The following is an 18,888-nucleotide window of genomic DNA, read 5'->3' as shown; positions in this document are numbered from 1 at the left end:
ACAAAGATCGAAACGGATAGCGGAGAGGACGAAGCTGACCACAAAGGAAGGGCAGAATGATTCGATTACCGTCGAGGAAGATGCAACGGCCGAGGGGCCGGAAGGGGGGAGAGGCGATGCGGAACCTGGTAGCGGCAGTGGTGGTCGGGATATCCCTGCTCCCATCCCCGGCCCGGGCCTGGAACGACCTGACCCACATGGCGGTGATGGAGGCGGCCGGGTTGGGTGACTACTCCTACCTGGCGGCGGGCCCCGACATGGCCAAGGAAAAGGCGGGGGGGCACGAGGATGGGAACCACTACCGGGACAATCCCAAGGGGACCGTGGTAACCGCCGACATGGTGCTCGACCAGGTCCGGGACTACAACTGCCGCTGCAACGGCGAGGGGCATCTCTACGGCGCCATCGTCGCCGCCCTGCACGACTACCGCCAAGCACGGGACCAGGGGAAGTACGCCCGCTACCCGCGGGGCTACGCTTCCCACTACATCGCCGACCTCTCGATGCCGCTCCACAATACCACCTACGACGACTTCAACAGGGCCCACCACGCCGAAAACGACGGGGTGGTGGAGAGGGGGGTGACCGGGTCGACCAGGGGGAGGGTTGATCGCATTGCCGCCGAGATCCGGGGGCGGATGAAACGGCTGGCGCCCTATCGCCTCCCCGCGGCCCGCGACGGGATGGCCCGCTTCGACAAGGAGCTGGCGGCAAGGATCGCCAAGCTCGCCAATCGCTCGATGGCGCTCGGGTACCGGATGGAGGAGAGGGCGCAGGCGGTGATGACCAGCGAGGAGGCGTACGGGCAACTGGCGGAAAGTGCCCTTTTGCTCAAGGAGGCTTACCGGGCGCTGCAATGAGGCGGCAAAAGGCTCCCTTCGCGCCCTTCGGGGCTCCCCCCATGTAAAACATCCCCACCGGTTGCGGCAGGAGGGCTACCGTTTGGGAACCGGGTTTTGGTAGCCGGCACAGGAGCCCATCAGCTTTTCGTGAATCATGTCCAGCATCTCGCGCTCGTCATAGATCCCGGCCGAGGCCTTCAGGTTCAGCGCCAGGGGAAGGAGGCCCAGGAGGAGATTGCGGACGTTGCCGCACCCTTCCCCGCCGCCGAGCACCTCCACCACCTTCTTGTTGAGCCCCTTGCCGATTACGAAACCGATGAGCCCCTCCAGCCGCCGGGAAACGTTACAGCAGTCGGTGGTCGGACTGCGGCGGAACTCGGCATCGGCGGAGACGATCTCCAGGCTCTCCGCGTTCACCACCACCGTCACCTCCACATCGTGAAACCGGTCCTTCATGAGGGCCGTCAGCCTGGCGGTCCCGTCCTCTTGCTTCAACAGCCGATAGGTGATATCGCGCTGGAAATCTTCCATGGTGTTCAGTTGCATCGAAACATCCTTCCTGCCTTGATTGCCCGCGCCGTCCGGCCGCGGAGTTCTCTACTTCACTTTGATCTCGATTTCCTGCACCGGCTCTTTGAGCTCGAAGGCGGCATCCCGGAAACGGGGAGGCCCCATCCGGCCCTTGGCGCCGCGCGAGGCTCCCACCGGTTCCACCGGCCATCCGAAGACGCTCCGGTCCATTTCGCCGTTGCTGTTGAGGTCCTGGTAGGCAGCTACCGCGTAGACTCCCCTCGGGAGGTTGCCGATGGTGACCTCGGCGGCCGTGCCGGTGACCCGGACCCGTTTGTGCGCCACCGCGGTCTTGGTATCGGACGGAAAGCCGGCGGCATCCTTCCAGACCATGACCACGACCTCTCCGGCACTATCCTTCAGCCCGGCAATCCTGACCTTGAGGGTTTCGGCATAGGCGGCGGGAACGGCTATCGCGAGGAGCAGCAGACAGCACGGCAGGAACTTTACAGGGGATGACATCAACGATCCAGGACCTCCCGGATCTTCTTGAGCAGGACCAGCGGAGCCACCGGCTTCATGAGGAGCTCGATCCCCTCCTCCTGCAGGCCGCGGTTCTCGAGGAAATCGGAAGTGTAACCGGAGGTGTAGAGCACCTTGACCTCAGGATGCAGCGCATGGATCTCCTGGTAGGCGTCGGCCCCGTTCTTGTTGGGCATGATGAGATCCATCAGCACGAGGTCGACCTCGTCACGGTGCTCGTCGAACTTGCGGACGCACTCGTCGCCGTCCACCGCGATGATCACGCGGTACCCGAACCGGGTCAGCACCTCCGCCACCATCTTGCGCACCGGCTCCTCGTCCTCGGCAATGAGGATGGTCTCCGACCCGTGCGGCGATACTTGGTCGGCCGTTACCTCGGGCACGGGTTCCGCAGCGTTTTCCACCAGCGGCAGGAAGATCTGAAACGCCGCGCCGGAGCCCGGATGGCTCTGGACATCGATGAACCCCTTGTGCTGGCGGATGATGCCGTAGACTATGGCCATCCCGAGACCGGTCCCTTTTCCGGGGTTCTTGGTGGTGAAGAATGGTTCGAAGATCCGGGAGCGGACGTGGTGGTCCATCCCGCAGCCGTCGTCCTTGAAGGTCAGCACGGCGTAGCTCCCGGCCTCCCCGGTCCCATGCGCGTGCAGGATCTCTTGATCGAACTGCAGCAACTCGGTAGTCAGGGTCAGCTTCCCCCCTTTGGGCATCGCGTCCCGGGCGTTGGTGGTGAGGTTCACCATGATCTGCTCGATCTGCCCCCAATCGACCATGACCGGCAATGGCCCGTCGGCGAGGACCGCTTCCAGGACGATGTCTTCCCCGATGATCCGCACGAGCAGCTGCTGCATGTGCCGGACGATCTCGTTGAGGTCGGCGAGCTTAGGGAGCATGACCTGCTTTCTGCTGAAGGAGAGGAGACTGCGGGTAAGCTGCCCGGCCCGCTCCGCCGCCGAGACGATCTGCTGGATCCGCTCGGTCTGTGCCCCATTGAGGGTACTGTCCATGAGGAGGATGTTGCTCAGCCCCGAGATCACCATGAGGATGTTGTTGAAGTCGTGGGCGATCCCGCCTGCCAGTTCCCCGAGGGCCTCCATCTTCTGGGACTGGCGGAGCTGCTCCTCGAGGTCCCTCCGCTCGGTCACGTCGTGCATGATGACGAGGATGGAGGGCTCCTTGCCGTCCAGGAAGCGGACCGCCGTCGACTCCACCGCCCGCTCCTCGCCGCCGGAACGTACCACCTTGAGCTCCATGATGGGGACGCATCCCCCTTCCATGGCCGTGGAGACCCTCGACTCGACGAGTGCCGTGAAGTCGGGATGGACGAAGTCGAGCGGCGAGCGCCCGATGAGGCCGTCGACACAGGGGACCCCGAAGAGCCGCGCGGTCGCATCGTTGGCGATGGCGATCTTCCCCTGCCGGTTCACGAAGACCGCCACCTGCAGCGACTTCACCAGGCTGCGGTAACGCTCCTCGCTCTCCCTCAGGGCCACCTCGTCCCGCTTCTGTTCGCTCACGTCCCGTGCCGTCATGACCGAGCCGACAATGCTCCCGGCGGCGTCCCTGATGGGTGCGAAACTCACGCTCGCCACCCAGCTCTTGCCGGTATCCTTGCGGCGCACCCCATACTCCACGTTGCTGCAGCTCTCGCCGCGCAACGCCCGCGAAACCGCCCAGTGGTCGATCCCGGCCGGTTCGCCGTTCGGGAGGAAGGCCTCCAGAAGATCGGGGTAACCGGCCAGTTTGCGGCTGCACTCCTCTTTGTTCCGGAACTTGTGGAAGGTCGCGAAGGCGTCGTTGAAGTCGAGGAACCGCCCCTTGTTGTCGGTGATCAGGATGGCGTCGCTCATGCTGGCCAGGGCAGCCTCAAGCTTGGCGGTACTCGCGACCAGGGCGGCCTCCATCGCTTTCCGCTCGGTGATGTCGACGAGGGTGACGACCAAGCCGTCGACCCCGCCGTCCTGGGTGCGGAAGGGGAAAAGCCTGGTGAGGTAGCAGCGTTCTCCCTCCAAGGAGGTCAGCTCCTGCTCGGCCACCGTCTCCCCGGCCAAGACCCGTTCGGCGTCCAGGGAAAAGGCGGGCCAGTTGATCCTGCCGGCAAAGTGCCGTAGCGGCCGGCCGTCATCGGACGGGATCAGGTTGAACAGGGAAGCCGCCGCCGGGGTGAATCCCTTGAGGTTAAGATTGCGGTCGAGGAAGAGGGTGGCGATCTCGGAACTGGCCAGCAGGTTCTCCATCTGGCTGGTGGTCCGGTTCAGCTCCTCCACCTTGAGCTGCAACTCGTCGTTGACGTTTTCGAGCTCCTCGTTGAGGGACTGCAACTCCTCCTTGGAGGTCTCCAGCTCCTCGTTGGCCGACTGGAGCTCCTCGTTGGCGGAGTGGAATTCCTCGTTCATCGACATGAGCTCCTCGCTGGTGGAGAGGAACTCCTCGTTGGAGCTGTCGAGCTGCTCGCTGGTAGCCTGCAACTGCTCGTGGGTGATCCGGAGCTGCTCCTCGAGCTGCCGTACCAGCATGGCCCAGCGCTCCTCCCCCTCGGAAGGGACGGGTAAGGACGCCGGGGCGGCCGCGGCGCCGCCGTAGCGGACCGGCTCGAAGACGACCAGCAGGAGCTTGCCGTGGCCGGGGAGGGAGTCCAGCGGCTTCACCACCACGTTGACCAGCGCCATGTCGGCGCTCTCCTCGACCGGGAGATTGTTGAAGACGACTTCCGTCTGCTCCGTCAACGCCTTGTAGATCGCGGCGCGCAGGGCGGGCCTCAGCTCCGGGCGCGCCATTTTCAGGATGTCGTGGGTCGGCTGGCCGATGGGGAGCTCGAGAAAGGCCGCGATCCGGGAGAAGGTATGGACCACCTCGTACTGCTCGTTCACCACCACGCTCGCGGGGGCGTAACTCTCCAGGAGCGCCTTCTGGGCCAGGGTAGCGGGAGTGGGATCCTCCGGACTCGGCTGCCGGAAACGTTCCTTGGGGGGGAACCAGAGCGGGTTCGGCAGCGGGATGGAGACGTCCAGCCGGGTACCGATGTCGCGCCGGGAGAAGATCTTCCACTTCTTGTCCGCCGCCGAGAAGAGGTCGCAGTCGGCCCCGACGCTCTCGGCCACCCCGAGGAAGAGGTAGCCGTTGGGAACCAGTACCCGGTGGAAGAGCGAGATCAGCCGTTTCTTCAGGTCGGGATCGACATAGATCAGGAAGTTGCGGCAGACCAGGAGGTCGATCCGCGAGAAGGGGGGATCCTTGATGAGGCTGTGGTGGGCGAAGACGATCATGTCCCGCAACTGCTTGTGAACGCGCCACCCGTCTTCGGTCGGGGTGAAGTAGGTGGAGAGCCTCTCGTCGCTGATTCCCCGGCAGAACTGCTCACGGTAGCTCCCCGAGCGGGCCTGGTCGATGGCGGCCGCGTCGATGTCGGTCGCGAAGATCTGGACGTTCGCGCTCAAGCGGTGTTCGGCGAGGAACTCCCGGACCAGGATGGCCGTGGAATAGGCCTCCTCGCCGGTGCCGCAGCAGGCATGCCAGATGCGGACCGGACGGCCGGGCTCCCGGCCTAAGAACAGCTGCGGCAGGACCTGCTCGCGGATCGCATCGAAGGCCGCGGGATCACGGAAGAAACTGGTGACGCCGATCAGGATGTCCTGGGAGAGGGCCTCGGCCTCGGTGGGATTTTCGCGCAAGAGGTCGATGTACTGCGCCACCACCTCGACGTCGTTGACCGTCATCCTCCGGTGCAGGCGGCGCAGGATGGTGTTTTCCTTGTAGGAGCTGAAATCGTGGCCGGTCGCGGACTGGACCAATCCGAAGATGGCCTTCAGCTCGTGAGGGGCGGGTGGGGAAGCCGGCATGCCTAGGCGGGGGGTGAGGCGAATGTCGCCTCCCGCGTCGTCCAGGTCGTCCAGGTCGGATGGGGTCATGAGCTCAACCTCAGCGTCAGGGGATGAAGTATCTGCACGGACCGGCAGGACGTTCGTAGCCGCACCCCGATACCGGGGCTAGGCGAAAATAAGTACGGATGGTGTATACCACACATTAAAGGAAAAAAATACCCTTTCCAGGAAAAAATATCGCCGAGGAATAAGGCAATCTCCTACGTGGGATGGCAGACGGTGAACCAAGGGGAGAGGAAGGCGGGACGGCCGGGATTCAGCAGGGGGAAGCTCCCCAGCGATGAAGCTCCTGGAGAACCAGTCCGGCCAAGGGCTCCACCTGGGCCTGGACGGCGGGGGTAAGCTCCATCGACATCTCGATACTGCCGGGCTTCACCCCGAGGAGCACCATCTCGCTGGCCGTGTGCCCCATCAGGGAGGCGACGGTCAGGAGGTCCTTGAGCCCCATCTGGTGCGGGGAAACCTTGGTCTGCAGGGCGAGCGGGATATCCTCGCCGGTCAGCCGCACCAGGGTCCCCGGCTCCCCGTCGCACTCCACCGCATCCACCACCAGGAGCTTGGAGATCCCCTCGAGCTGGGGGAGGAGATCGAGTCCCAGGGTGCCGCCGTCCAGCACGGTCACCCCTTCCGGGAAGCGGTGCCGCTCGTTGAGAAGCTGGACCACCCTCACCCCCACGCCGTCGTCGGCCATCACCAGGTTTCCGATTCCCAGTACCAGTACGCTCATAGACTCTCCCTAAGGTGAAGTGGGGAGGGCATCCGAAGACACCCTCCCCTTCCCTCCTATCCAGCACAATCCTGAGTATGGTTGCCGGCGCTTCGCCGGCCGGCCGGGCTCCGGACCCGGCCTAAACGTTATGACCGCTACCGGTCCCCCCTCCCCTGGAGGGAGGGGGCGAGGGGGTGGGGGAAGCCGGCGAGTGAAACACTTCAAGCTGCCGGACATGGCTGAAATCCCCCCTGTCCCCCCTTCGCAAAGGGGAGAACCAAGGTCCGGCAGTTCCCGGTGGTCAGCTCTCCCCTTCCTTGTGGCCGATCTGGTAGCCGCTGAAGATGGAGGAGATCACCCCGCCCCGCTCCTTGGCGTCCATCAGCCACGCGCTGTAGATGTGGTTGATCGAGAAAGCGCAGAAGAACCACATGATAAGATGATGGGCAAGCCGCAGCTGCTGGTTGCGGAAGATGGAGAATTCCCACCCGAAGAGCTTGTACAAAAGCCCCCCGGGAGCGTGCTCGCTGTAGAGGGCAAAGCCGGTGAAGATCATGACCACGTACAGGAGGAAGATCAGCCCGTACATGCTCCCGGCCAGCGGGTTGTGCCCGACAAGAGGGGGGAGGCTGTGCTTGGTGAAAGTGTAGTAGCGGAAGGTCTCGAGCACCCCCTTGCGCCCCTCCTTGGTGTAGAGGGGGAAGAAGACCCTCCAGGAGGCGTACTTGTTGCCGGCGAAGGCCCAGTAGAAGCGGGCGGCCACGCTGACCGTGAAGCAGAAGGCGGCTACGAAGTGGACGAAGCGGACCCATCCCATCACGTAGTCGCTGGTGGTCAGGCCGAGCGTCCTGGGGCTTCCGATGTAGATGCCGGTCACCGAGAGGAGCACGATGGCCACCGCGTTCACCCAGTGGCTCGCCCGGACCGGCACTTCCCAGACGTACCTTGCAATCCTGTCTACCATGGCTCGCCTCCTAGAGCACCTTTACCCGCACCATTTCGTTGCCGCCGGGGTCGAGCACGTGGACCGCGCAGGCCAGGCAGGGATCGAAGGAATGGATGGTCCTCAAGATCTCCAGGGGCTTGCTCGGATCGGCCAGCGGGGTCCCGACCAAGGCCGCCTCGTAGGGTCCGCGGAGCCCCTTGGCGTCGCGGGGGGAGGCGTTCCAGGTGGAGGGAACCACCGCCTGGTAATTCTCGATGGCGCCGTTCTTGATCTTCACCCAGTGCCCCAGCGAGCCGCGCGGGGCCTCGTGCCAGCCGTAACCGGCGGCTTCGGTGGGCCAGGAGGAGGGATCCCACCGCTCCCCGTTGTGGATCCTGAGATCCCCCTTGCCGATGTTGTCGATCAGCTGGTCGAGCCACTTCGGGGTCTGGCGGGCGATGAGGAGGCAGTCGATGCCGCGGGCGGCGGTGCGGCCCAGGGTCGAGAAGAGCGCCTCCGGCCCCACGCCGAGCTTCTTCAAGACGGCGTTGACCGTCTCCTGGGTCGCCTTGTCGCCGGAAGCGTAGGCGATCAGCACCCGGGCCAAGGGACCCACCTCCATCGGCTGGTCCTCGTAGCGGGGCGCCTTCACCCAGGAGTACTTTCCGTTCACATCCAGGTTCTTGTAGGGGGGTTCCGGTCCGCTGTAGCGGTGTTCGGTCTCCCCGTCGTAGGGGTGGAGCCCCTTCCCCTGCTTGCCGGGATACTCGTACCAGGAGTGGTCGACGTACTCGGTGACCTTCTCCTGGCTGACCGGGAGCACCTTGGAGATGTCCTTGCCGAGGATGACCCCGGGGGGGATCCACTGCTTGCCGCTCAAGGGATCCGGGAATTCGCCGTAGGAGAGGAAGTTCCCCACCCCGCCGCCGATGGCCGCCCAGTCCTTGTAGAAGGAGGCCACCGCCAAAAGGTCCGGGATGTAGACCTTCTCGACGAAATCCTGCGCCTTGGCCAGAAGCCTCTTGATGGTCTCCAGCTTGTCGGCGTTCAGCGCGTTCTGGGAGTCGGGGCCGATGGGGATCGACATCCCTCCCACCAGGAAGGTCTGGGGGTGCGGGTTCTTGGAGCCCAGGATGGCGTGGATCTTGATGACGTCCTTTTGCCACTCCAGGGCCTCCAGGTAGTGGGCGGTCGCCATCAGGTTCGCCTCGGGCGGGAGCCGGTAGGCGGGGTGCCCCCAGTAGGCGTTGGCGAAGGGACCGAGCCTCCCCTTGGCGACGAAAGCCTTGACCTTGTCCTGGACCCCTTTGAAATAGGTGGCGGAGTTCAAGGGCCAGTCGGAGAGCGAGGCGGCCAGCGCGGCGGTCTTGCCGGGATCGGCCTTTAACCCGGAGGTGATGTCCACCCAGTCGAGGGCGTGCAGGTGATAGAAGTGGATCACGTGGTCCTGCACGTTCTGGATGCCGATGATGATGTTGCGGATCAGCTCTGCGTTCGGCGGCACCTTGAGCTTCAGGGCGTTCTCGACGGCGCGGATGGAGGCGATCGAGTGGACCGTGGTGCAGACGCCGCAGAAGCGCTGGGTGTAGTACCACGCCTCGCGCGGGTCGCGCCCCTTGAGGATGGTCTCGATGCCGCGGAACATGGTGGAGCTCGACCAGGCGTCGGTCACCTTCCCGCCGGAGACTTCGGCCTCGATCCTCAAGTGCCCCTCGATCCTGGTGATGGGGTCGACCACGATCTTCGTCATTGACTATCCTCCTTCTTGTCCTTGTCTTTGCCGCGGAACGAGGAAATCACCGCGTGTCCGGCGAAGGCTGCCGCGGTACCCACCGCCACCCCAATGCCGATGGTGTTGGCGGTATGCTCGATGTCGAAACCCGGGACCTTCGGGAGCCGGTTGTACATCGGCATCATGGTGTCCCAGAACTGGGGCTGGGAGCAGCCGGCGCAGCCGTGGCCGGAGCCGACCGGCCAGGAGGTCTTCTCGTTGAAGCGCTGGGTCGGGCAGTTGTGGTAGCTCTCCGGCCCCTTGCACCCCATCTTGTAGAGGCAGTGCCCCTGCACGTGGGCCTCGTCCCCCCACCGCTCCACGTACTGGCCGGCGTCGAAGTGCGGACGCCTTTCGCAGTTGTCGTGGATCCTTTTGCCGTAGGCGAACATCGGGCGGCCGTAGTTGTCGGTGGCGGGGAGCTTGTTGAAGACCAGGTAATGGACGACGATGGCGGTGAGGTTGTCGGCGTTGACCGGGCAGCCGGGGAGGTTGATGACGGTGGCGCTGGGGACCGCTTCTTTCACCCCCACCGCGCCGGTCGGGTTGGGCTTGGCCGCGGGAAGCCCGCCGTAGCTTGCGCAGGTGCCGACCGCGATGGTGGCAAGCGCGTTGCCGCAGACCTCGCGGGCGCTCTGGAGGGCGCTCTTACCGGCCACGCAGCAGTAGACCCCGTTGTCCTTCAGGGGGATCGATCCCTCCACGATGGCGATGTACTTCCCCTTCTCCTCCTTGACCACCTTGGCGAGCGCCTCCTCGGCCTGGAATCCGGCCGCGGCCATCACCGTCTCGTGGTAGTCGACCGAGAGGATGTCGAGGATCAGCTCGGCCACCGTCGGGTTGGCCGCCCTGAGGAGCGCCTCGGTATCGCCCGCGCAGTCCTGGAACTCCATCCAGACCAGGGTCGGCCGCTTGGCCCCCTCCAGCGCCTCGGCGACCTTGGGAACGAAACTGGCGGGCAGCGCCAAGGCGGCCGTCACGCCGGTGCAGAACTTGAGGAAGTCCCTGCGGGAGACCCCCTTTTGCTTCAGGAGCCGGGAAAAATCGAACTCCTCTCTCTGGTCCTTCGCCATCACGCCCTCCTTTCGCTACCTTTCGCCTCCGCATCGAGCCGCGGGCCGTAAAAAGCCAATCGCCGCATCCTTTAAAATAACGATGTTCTATATGACCATAAACACTTTGTCAAGCGGGATCGGTACGGAAACAGAGGGTTTAAACGATTTAAGGGGCTACTCCTGCTGTTTTAATGACGTCAGCATTACCGCCGGGCCAAAACGGCATTACCGCCACTCGCCACAAAAGCCCCCGGCCGGCCGGGTAAAGGCGACGGGGAGCCGGGAACGAAAAACGGCCCTCGCCGGGGAAGATTTCCGACGAGGGCCGTTTTAATCGGCAGGAACCTGTGGCTCCTGAGTTACGGAAAGTAGCAGTAAAGGGCCATCCCGCCCGTGAATCCCGCCACTGACTGCTCCTTCTCGTTCCCGACCGTGCGGCGGGAATGCTGGAAAGCGCCGAGGTTCGGGAGCAGGTAGACGTTGGGGAACATCTGCAGATATCCCGTGAGGTCGACGGCGTACTCCTGCCAGGAGGTGCGGTCCCCCGCCGCCGTCTCGAAATCGGCAGCGAGCTTACCGTCCAGGGTGAATCGCCTGCCGAACGCCTTCTCCGCCCCCAGCGCAAGACTGTGGGTGTCGGGATGTCCCTGGCCGCGCAGGACCGGCCGGTAGTAAAGGTACGGCGTGACCTGCTGCTCCAGCCGGTAACTGGCGGCCAGCAGCGGAATGAAGTCGGTGCCGCCGGTTCCCGCGTTACGGGTCCCCGCGGTGTCGAACTTCACCCCCAGACCGGCGGCTAGCGCAAGCGCCCCCGAGGAGGGGAGGGAAAAGGAGGCTCCGGCGGTCAGGTCCCCCAGTCCGTCGTGGCTCTCCACCCCGTCCGCCCCGAGCTCGCGGGCCCGGAACACCGACGGAACCGAGAGAGTGAGCTCCACCCCCTTCGCCACCCCGATTCCCCCCGAGACGGTGGACTGGTAACGGCTCTCGGTGATCTTTCCGCCTCCCACCAGGGTCGGGTTCGCATACCGGTAGTCGTATCCCACCTGCAGCTCCGCCTCACCGCCGTTGAGGATGTCGGTCACCAGCAGTTTCTGATCCCCCCAGGCGTTGCCTGTCAGCATGGCGCCGAGGCAAAGCCCCATCAGCAAGATCCTTTTTCTCATCGCGTCCCCCTTTCGCTAGTTGACCGTCACGGTGATCTGGGCCGGAAGGGTGGCGCCCCCGGCGTCGACTATCCGCACCCCGGAGAGGATGAACGAGGCGGCCTCGGGGGCGCTTCCCGCCGAGCTCCGCGTGCAGGCGAAGGTCAGGAAGGGCCCGGAGGCGAAGCCGTGGCTCGCCGCGATCCCGAACACGAAGGAGCCGGTGGAAGGATTGGTCTCCAGCAGTGCCCCCACCGCCGAACCGGTCAGCGTAGCGGAGCCAGGGTTCAGGGTGAAACCGGCCGGCAGGGTCACGGTCCCCTGCACCCCTCCCACCAGCGAAACACCGGCCGGCAGGCTCAACGTCACGCTGTAACTGGTACCGGCGCTGGCCGACGAGGAGCTGAGCGAGGTGACCGTCAGGGCCGGAGTGACCGCCAGCACCGACGCCGAGGAATCCAGCACCTTCACCGAGGAGAGGGTGAAGTCGGCGGGGAGCGGGACGGCCTGCTGGGAAGGAACCGAACAGGTGAAGGTCAGGACGTTCCCCGAGGCGAAGCCGGTAGTGGAGAGGATCCCCACCCTGAGCGAGGCGGCGCCGGGGTTGGTCTGCAGGATGGATCCCACGGCGGCGCCGGTCAAGGCCGGGCTCCCCGGGTTGAGGGTCACTCCCGACGGCAGCGCGATGGTGGCCTGCATCCCGCCGATGGTGAGCCCCGCGGGGAGCGCCATGGTCACCTGGATCGTGCGGGTCCCCACCTGGGCCAGGGGTGACTGCGAGGGGTCGGTGATGCCGGTCTGGTTCTGGCTGTTGCCGGTGAAGCTGGTGAGCGCCCCCTGCAGCGCCGCCGCGGTGGAGCTGCTCATGGAGCTGGTCGCCACGTCGATATGCTCGGCCACGTCGGAGAGGGTGGTGGCGAGCGAGCTCCCGTTGTCCTGGGAGAGCTGGGAGATGGTGGCCAGGGCCAGGGTGTAGGTGGCCTGGTCGGCCGAGGCGCCGTTCAGGGCCTCGGCGGTGGCGGCCACCGGCTCGGTTTTGATGATGTCCACCTTGAAGAGATCGGAAACCACCGAGTTGGCGGTCTGGATCGCCTCCGGCGTGTAGGAGCCCCCGGTCTTCTGGACGGCTATCTCGGTCAGCGCGGTGACCGGGAGGTCCACCGTCCCCTGGGCCAGCGGAAGCGCCGCCCGGATCGGCGCCGCGGCCGGCACCTGCAGGGTGCTCCCCGTCGCCTCGTCCAGGTAGCTCCCGCTCGCCTCGGCCACCACCGGCCCCACGTAGCTCCCGAGATTGGCCGAGTAGGTCCCGAAGGTGCTGATGGGGACCTGCTTGAGGAGGGATCCCCGTTTGCCGTCCACCAGGGAATAGATGCTCACCATGCCGCTGGTGAAGATCCCTTTGGAGGCCACCCCGTTGACCCTGGTCGGTTGTGCGGCGGTGGAGGATGGATGGTAGTCGCCGCAGCCGCTGAACAGCAGCGGGAACAACAGGGCGAGCAGCATGTGTCTAAGCTGTATCATGACGTACCTCTCTTAGAAGTTGATCAGCCCTACGGCCTTTTTCAGAATCGCGTAGGCGTCCTCGACGTCGACCACCCCGTCGGGCTGGGAAGCCCCGTCCACCAGGGGGGCCACATCGCCCGCCTGGAGCTCGGCCGTGGTTGGCGTGCGCATTCCCACCGACATTTGGAGCGCGATCAGGGCGTCGGCGATATCGACCTTGCCGTCGAAATTCAGGTCTCCGAGAATCTTGGGACGGATGACGTTCCTAACCGTGGTGACGCTGTTGCCCGCCTGGTCGGCGGCGGTCACCGTGATGGCGTAGCTCTTGGCGATCGGAAGCGGGATCGCCTGCTGGAAGCCCCCGTTGACGACCGGCGGGGTGAAGAGCTGATCGTCCACCGAGACGGTCACCGTTACCGCGCCGAGGTTGTCGGAGACGGTGCCGGCGAGGAGCAGACTGGCGGCGTTGACGGTGCCGTCGGCCGCGGGCGAGGTGATGGCCAGGGCCGGCCGGCTGGTGTCGGAGATCACCGTCCGCTTCACGGTCGAGACGTTGCCGGCCAAGTCGGTCCCGGTAACCAGCAGGGTGTTGACCCCGTCGGCCAGGTTGAGGGTGGCGCTGAAGGAGGTGCCGTCCATGGCGGCCAGCTGGGGAGTCCCGCCGTTGACGGTGACGCTCACGGTCCCGTCGCAGTCGAGCTGTCCGGTCAGGGTCACCGAGGTGGCCGGCAGCGAGCTGTTGTCGGCCGGCGAGGCGACGGTGACCCCGGGGGCGGTGCTCTTCAGGGTGACAGTGCGGGTGTCGGTGCTCTCCAGCCCACCCTGATCGATCGCCTCGGTGAGGAAGAGGTTTCTCCCCTCGCTCATCACGCCGGCGAAGGAGAAGGTTCCGTCCGATGCCACCGTCACCGCGGCGCCGTTAACGAGCACCGCCTTGATGCCGTTGGAGCTGGAGACGTGCCCGGTCAGGTTGAGGGTGGCGACGTGGGTGATGGTACCGTCGGGAAGAGCGGAGACGGTCAACTGGGGGGGCTGGGAGCCGTAGCGGACTACCAGCGTCTGGTTAACCGGCTGAGCGGGGGCCCAGTTGCCGTTGCCTGCCTGGCTCGCGGTGATGGTGCAGCTGCCGGCCCCGGTGATGGTGACCGTCGATCCGGTGACGGTGGCCACCGAGCTGTCGGAGCTGGCGAAGGAGACCGGCAGGCCGCTGCTGCTCGCCGCGCTCAGCTGGAAATCGGCACCGCCCAGCGTCTTGCCGGCTGGCGCCTGGAACGCGATGGCCTGCGGGGCCTTCTGGACGTCGATCGCTACCGTGGCGGTGACCGGGCTGAAGCTCGCGCCGTCGGCCGGGGTGAAGGTAGCGGTGAGCGTCTGGGCGTTGCCGGCAGCCGGCATGGTCCCGGCCGCCGGGGAATAGCTGAAGGTTCCCGCCACGTTGGCGCTGGCGTTCAACTGGGCCGACGAAAGGGAGGTGCCGTAGACGATGGGAGCCGGGGCAACCCAGGTTACCACCGGGGTCCCCCTCTGCACGGTGAGGGAGACTTCGAGGGTGACGGTGGCGTAGTTGACCGTGTCGGTGGGGACGAACACCGTGGTCAGGGTCTGGGTGCCACCGGCCGGCACGGTGCCCGCCGAGGGGGTGTAGTGGAAGCTGCCGGCGACGCCGGAGGTGGCGTTGAGCTGGGCCGGGGAGAGCGCGGTGCCATAAACGATGGGCGCCGGGGCCGGCCAGGAGACGCTCGGCAGCGCCTGGCTCACGTCGATGGTCACCGTCCTGGTCACCGGTGCGTAATTCACCGTGTCGGCCGGGGTGAAGGTGACGCTCAGGCTCTGGCCGCTCCCCGCCGACAGCACGGTCCCGGCCGCGGGGGTGTAACTGAAGCCCCCGGCGACATCGGCACTGGCGTTGAGCTTGCTTCCCGAGAGGGGTGTCCCGTAGACGATGGTGGAGGGGGAGGACCAGGTGACGGCCGGGGTCCCCCTTCTGATCACGTTACGCACCACCGAGACCTGGTTCCCCGCCTGATCGGTGGCGGTCACCGTGATGGCGTAGCTCTTGGCGGTCGGGAGGCTCAGCGCCTGCTGGAAGGAGCCGGAGGTCACCGCCGGCCAGTAGGTCTCCCCGTCCATGGTGATCGAGACGGTCGCCGGGGTGCCGCTGTCGGATACGCTCCCCTGCAGCTCCACGGTGGAAGCATCCACGCTCACGTCCTGGGAGGGGGAGACCACCGAGAGGGACGGGTTGACGGTGTCAGAAACTACCGCGCGGTGGACGCTCGAGCTGTTGCCGGCCAGGTCGGTGGCGGTGATCTGGATGTCGTTGAGTCCGGCGGCCAGGCTGACGGCGGCACTGAAGGAGTTGCCGGTCATGGTGGCGGCGGCCGGGGTCCCGCCGTTCACGGTCAGCTGGACGGTGCCGGGGTTGTCGAGGGAGCCGGTGACCGTCGCCGAGGTGGCCGACAGCGCACTGTTGTCGGCGGGCGAGGCCACGGCGATCACCGGGGCGGTGCTGTCGAGGATGATGGTGCGGCTGTCGCTGGTCTCGAGCCCGCCGGCGTCCACGGCGGTGGTGGTAATGACGTTGCTCCCCTCGCTCAAGCCGAGGGCCGCCGAGAAGGAATTCCCCGCGCCGAGGGTGACCTGGGTACCGTTCACGGTCACCGAGCGGACCCCGTTGACCGCGGTGGCGCTCCCGGTCACGTTGAGGGTCTGGTTCCTGGTGCGGGAGCCGTCGCTGAGTGTCGAGAGGGTGAGGACGGGAGCGGTGGCCGCGTAGCCTACCGTGAGCGGCTGGTTCACGTCGGCCGCGGCCGCGTAGGTGGCGTTACCCGCCTGCGAGGCGGTGATGGTGGTGGTACCGGCGCCGGCGATGGTCACCGTGGAGCCGGAAACGGTGGCGACCGCAGGGTTGGAGCTCGTGTAGCTCACCGTGAGACCGCTCGTCGCGCTGGCCGAAAGCGAGAAGGAGGGATCGGTCAGTACCTTGGCGGGAGGCGCCGGGAAGGTGATGGCCTGGGTCTGCTTGTTGACCGCCAGGGAGACGCTGGCGCTCGCGCCGTTGTAGTTGGAGGAGTCGGCCGGGGTAAAGGTCACGTTCAGGGTCTGGGTGGCGGAGACCGTGGCACCCGCGGCTGGCGCGTAGACCAGGGTACCGGCGACCGATGCGGTTGCATTCAGCTGGCGGATGTCCAGCGTGGTCCCGGACGGGACCGGGTACGGGGTGAGCCAGGTGATGGTCGGGGTGGCCTTGGTGATGGTGAAGTTAGCCCCGGTATAGGAGATGGTGTAGTTCCCCCCTGCGGAGAGGCTCCCCTGCCCGATAGCGTAGGGGCTTCCCGCCACCGTCTCCCCCGCGGCGCGGGTAAGCGCCCCGGTGATGACCGCCGCGGTGTCGCCGTTGGTGAGGCCGGCGTACGAGTAGGTGAGCGCGGGATCGGTGCCCTGGTAGCTCTTGCCCACCGCATCGGCGGTGACCGTGAGGGTCGCCTTGTTCACCGTCACCGTCCTTTGCACCGGGGTGGCGGCGTTGTAGTTGGCATCCCCGGCCTGGTCGGCCTGGATCGTCACCGTCCCGGCGCCGGTGGCGGCCAGCGTCTTGTTGCTGGTACCGGAGAGGGATCCGCTCCCGGCCCCCCCGGTCACGATGCTGAAGGTGACCGGGCTGCTGGAGCCGCCGGAGGTGGCGTAGGCCGAAAGGTCCGCGCTCCCCCCGTAGGTGACCGCGGCCGGCTGGGAGAAGGCGAGAGGCTGGTTGGCCTTGTTGACGGTGAGCGTCTTCTGCACCGGCGCAGCCGCCGTATAGTTGGCGTCAGCCGCCTGGTCGGCCTGGATCACGATGGTCCCCGCCCCGGCGATGGTGAGGGTCTTGTTATTGGCCCCCGACAGGGTCCCGCTCCCGGTCCCCCCGGAGACGATGCTGAAGGTGACCGGGCTCGTGGAGGCCCCGGGAGTCGCGTAGGACGAGAGGTCTACCGTTCCGGCCCCGTAGGTGGCCGCGCCCGGCTGGCTGAAGGTGAGGGTCTGGGCCGCCTTGTCGGCGGTCACGGTCCGCTGCACCGGGGTGGCCGCGTTGTAGTTGGCGTCGGCCGCCTGGTCCGCCTGGATCACGATGGTCCCCGCCCCGGTGATGGTGAGGGTCTTGTTGTTGGCCCCCGACAGGGTCCCGCTCCCGGTCCCCCCGGCGACGATGCTGAAGGTGACCGGGCTCGTGGAGGCCCCGGCGGCCGCGTAGCTCGAAAGATCCACCGTGCCCCCCCCGTAGGTGGCGGCGCCCGGCTGGCTGAAGGTGAGGGTCTGGCTTCCCTTGCCGACCGTGATGCTCTGGGTCACCTGGTTTGCCGCGTCGTAGTTCCCCCCTCCGGCCTGGTTGGCGGCCACCGTACAGCTCCCGGCGGTTACCCCGGTGACGGTGGTGCCGCTCACCGTGCAGACCGCGGGGGTGGTGGAGCTGAAGGTAACCGGATTCCCCGATCCGCCCCCGGTGGCGCTCACCTGGCCGGTTCCCCCCACCACCAGCGCTGGGGCGGTGCCGAAGCTGATGTTCTGGGCGATGCCGTCCCGGTTCACCGTGATGGTGTAGCTCTTGGTGCTGCCGTCCTGGGCGGTGACCTGGATGGTGACGGTGTTGTTCCCGATGGAGAGCGGGATCGGCTGCGAGGCGTTGCCGCTGGTCACCGAGGTCCCGTTGACGGTCACCGTGGCGGTGGAATCGGCGACCGAGGGGGTCACGGTGAGCGAGGAGACCCCGTTGGCCACCGCATCGGTGTAGGAAGTGGTTCCCGCGGCGAAGGTTGGGGTGAGGGTGCCGCTCGAGACGGCGAGGGCGCCCAGGTTGGCGTTGGAGGAAAGGGCGCTCCACTGGGCATAGAGGGTGACGTTCGAGGAGCCCATGGTGAAGGTGGCACCGGCCGCCCGCGAGGTGCCGCTCCCGTTAGCCGCCGTATTCCACCCGGCGAACTGGTAGCCGCTCCTGGTGAGGCTCCCCGCCCCCAGCACGGTCACCGTGGCGCCGTTCAGGTACGGGCTGCTCCCGTCGGCCGGGGCGCTTCCCCCGCTGTTGCCGTTTCCGTTGTAGGTGACCGTGTAGTTGGTCGCGCAGGCCGAGGTGGTGAAGTTCTGGTCGCCGCCGAAGGTGGTCCCGTTGGCGTTCGCCGCCTGGACCTGGTAGTGGTAGGTGGTGTTGCAGGTAAGGGAATTGAGGGTGACCGCCACGTCGGTGCTCCCGGCCCCGGAGAGGATGGTGCCGCCGGTGGTGGCCGCCACGTTGGTCCCGTAGCCGGTGGTGGTGCCGTAGTTGAAGCTCACCGATGTGTTGGCCCCGTTGTCGCTCACCGTGCCGTTCAGGGCGGCGCCGGTGGCGGAGATGCCGGAAGCGGCGTTGGTGGTCGGGGTCACCGTGTACCCCGCTGGTACCGCGCCGGCGTAGACGAGGATCTCGGTGATCCCCTGCCCGCTCCACTGGCCGTTGGAGAGGTCGAAGGTAAGCGTATAGTTCTGCCCGACGGTGGTCGGCATTACCTGCATGATGCCGTCGAATCCCCCCACTGCACCGTCGTACCAGGTCCCGGAGGAAAGCACCCCGGCGGCATCCAGCCCCTGGGTTCCCACCAGCGCCCAAGAGGCCGGCTGGTCCGGGTTCCCCACGGCCGAGCCTCCCTCGAAGTTGCCGTTGATGAGCATCTCGCTCCCCCCTCCCGCGGGCTTCAGGCTCACGTTGTCGAGCGTGAAGAAGTTGGGGTCGTTTCTAAAGAGGAAGGTGAGCGCAGTGTTGGAGTGGGTGGCCGTGAAGGTGTAGGTAAAGGTGTCGGGGCCGGTGTTGGAACCTCCGCCGGGAATGAACACGCCGCCGGTGGTGATGCCGTCGTAGATGTCGGCGATGGGTGGTTCGTCTCCGTAGCAGGGTGACCAGATCGCCAGCAGCATCGTCAAGGCGATTAAGATGGAACCGAGGCGGGTAAACGTTTTCATGGTGGAATCCTCCATCTGTCTAAACTGCAAAAAACGGTTC

Annotated in this window: 11 protein-coding genes; 1 reads left to right on the top strand and 10 read right to left on the bottom strand. The window is 66.2% G+C overall.

Annotated elements, in window-relative coordinates; translation table 11 throughout:
* Nucleotides 1-116: 116 nt before the first annotated feature.
* On the top strand, nt 117-860 hold the full coding sequence (locus tag L4X63_RS22825) for a hypothetical protein (protein ID WP_250680976.1): 744 nt from the start codon (nt 117-119) through the stop codon (nt 858-860).
* A 75-nt stretch (nt 861-935) separates the two neighbouring features.
* Here L4X63_RS22825 and L4X63_RS22820 read toward each other — a convergent pair whose 3' ends face one another.
* From L4X63_RS22820 to L4X63_RS22775, 10 genes are all read right to left on the bottom strand, one after another.
* Nucleotides 936-1,388: a DUF2889 domain-containing protein gene (locus L4X63_RS22820; RefSeq protein WP_250680975.1), complete on the bottom strand. Its 453-nt coding sequence runs from the start codon at nt 1,386-1,388 to the stop codon at nt 936-938.
* A gap of 51 nt (nt 1,389-1,439) precedes the next feature.
* The gene (locus L4X63_RS22815; RefSeq protein ID WP_250680974.1) at nt 1,440-1,874 is read right to left on the bottom strand and encodes a DUF2141 domain-containing protein; all 435 of its coding nucleotides are present in this window, start codon (nt 1,872-1,874) and stop codon (nt 1,440-1,442) included.
* Entirely contained in the window at nt 1,874-5,803 is a 3,930-nt protein-coding gene (locus L4X63_RS22810) for a CheR family methyltransferase (protein WP_250680973.1), read from the bottom strand. Before L4X63_RS22810 ends, L4X63_RS22815 begins: the two co-directional genes overlap by 1 nt.
* A gap of 229 nt (nt 5,804-6,032) precedes the next feature.
* Complete coding sequence (locus tag L4X63_RS22805) at nt 6,033-6,503, bottom strand: HyaD/HybD family hydrogenase maturation endopeptidase (RefSeq protein ID WP_250680972.1); 471 nt, start codon at nt 6,501-6,503, stop codon at nt 6,033-6,035.
* Nucleotides 6,504-6,786: 283 nt separating this feature from the next.
* A complete protein-coding gene (cybH, locus tag L4X63_RS22800; protein ID WP_250680971.1) occupies nt 6,787-7,449 on the bottom strand; it encodes a Ni/Fe-hydrogenase, b-type cytochrome subunit in 663 nt (220 codons plus the stop codon).
* A 10-nt stretch (nt 7,450-7,459) separates the two neighbouring features.
* The gene (locus L4X63_RS22795) at nt 7,460-9,160 is read right to left on the bottom strand and encodes a nickel-dependent hydrogenase large subunit (protein WP_250680970.1); all 1,701 of its coding nucleotides are present in this window, start codon (nt 9,158-9,160) and stop codon (nt 7,460-7,462) included.
* Nucleotides 9,157-10,254, bottom strand: a complete 1,098-nt coding sequence (locus L4X63_RS22790) for a hydrogenase small subunit (protein WP_250680969.1) — start codon at nt 10,252-10,254, stop codon at nt 9,157-9,159. Before L4X63_RS22790 ends, L4X63_RS22795 begins: the two co-directional genes overlap by 4 nt.
* A 341-nt stretch (nt 10,255-10,595) precedes the next feature.
* A complete protein-coding gene (locus L4X63_RS22785; protein WP_250680968.1) occupies nt 10,596-11,399 on the bottom strand; it encodes a hypothetical protein in 804 nt (267 codons plus the stop codon).
* Between the two features lie 15 nt (nt 11,400-11,414).
* Entirely contained in the window at nt 11,415-12,899 is a 1,485-nt protein-coding gene (locus tag L4X63_RS23805) for a hypothetical protein (protein ID WP_284694793.1), read from the bottom strand.
* Nucleotides 12,900-12,911: 12 nt separating this feature from the next.
* Nucleotides 12,912-18,848, bottom strand: coding sequence for a cadherin-like beta sandwich domain-containing protein (locus L4X63_RS22775; RefSeq protein WP_250680967.1), 5,937 nt, complete (start codon nt 18,846-18,848; stop codon nt 12,912-12,914).
* Nucleotides 18,849-18,888: the final 40 nt, after the last annotated feature.

Origin of the sequence: Geomonas sp. Red32 (assembly GCF_023652955.1) — a bacterium.
Lineage (GTDB): Bacteria > Desulfobacterota > Desulfuromonadia > Geobacterales > Geobacteraceae > Geomonas.
This window is presented reverse-complemented; position numbering and strand designations above follow the sequence as displayed.

Excerpts from the sequence above, each read along its gene's own strand:
- L4X63_RS22785 (WP_250680968.1), bottom strand. The coding sequence starts at position 11,399 with ATGAGAAAAAGGATCTTGCTGATGGGGCTTTGCCTCGGCGCCATGCTG.
- L4X63_RS22790 (WP_250680969.1), bottom strand. The coding sequence starts at position 10,254 with ATGGCGAAGGACCAGAGAGAGGAGTTCGATTTTTCCCGGCTCCTGAAG.
- L4X63_RS22795 (WP_250680970.1), bottom strand. The coding sequence starts at position 9,160 with ATGACGAAGATCGTGGTCGACCCCATCACCAGGATCGAGGGGCACTTG.
- L4X63_RS23805 (WP_284694793.1), bottom strand. The coding sequence starts at position 12,899 with ATGATACAGCTTAGACACATGCTGCTCGCCCTGTTGTTCCCGCTGCTG.
- L4X63_RS22810 (WP_250680973.1), bottom strand. The coding sequence starts at position 5,803 with ATGACCCCATCCGACCTGGACGACCTGGACGACGCGGGAGGCGACATT.
- L4X63_RS22815 (WP_250680974.1), bottom strand. The coding sequence starts at position 1,874 with ATGTCATCCCCTGTAAAGTTCCTGCCGTGCTGTCTGCTGCTCCTCGCG.
- cybH (WP_250680971.1), bottom strand. The coding sequence starts at position 7,449 with ATGGTAGACAGGATTGCAAGGTACGTCTGGGAAGTGCCGGTCCGGGCG.
- L4X63_RS22775 (WP_250680967.1), bottom strand. The coding sequence starts at position 18,848 with ATGAAAACGTTTACCCGCCTCGGTTCCATCTTAATCGCCTTGACGATG.
- L4X63_RS22805 (WP_250680972.1), bottom strand. The coding sequence starts at position 6,503 with ATGAGCGTACTGGTACTGGGAATCGGAAACCTGGTGATGGCCGACGAC.
- L4X63_RS22820 (WP_250680975.1), bottom strand. The coding sequence starts at position 1,388 with ATGCAACTGAACACCATGGAAGATTTCCAGCGCGATATCACCTATCGG.
- L4X63_RS22825 (WP_250680976.1), top strand. The coding sequence starts at position 117 with ATGCGGAACCTGGTAGCGGCAGTGGTGGTCGGGATATCCCTGCTCCCA.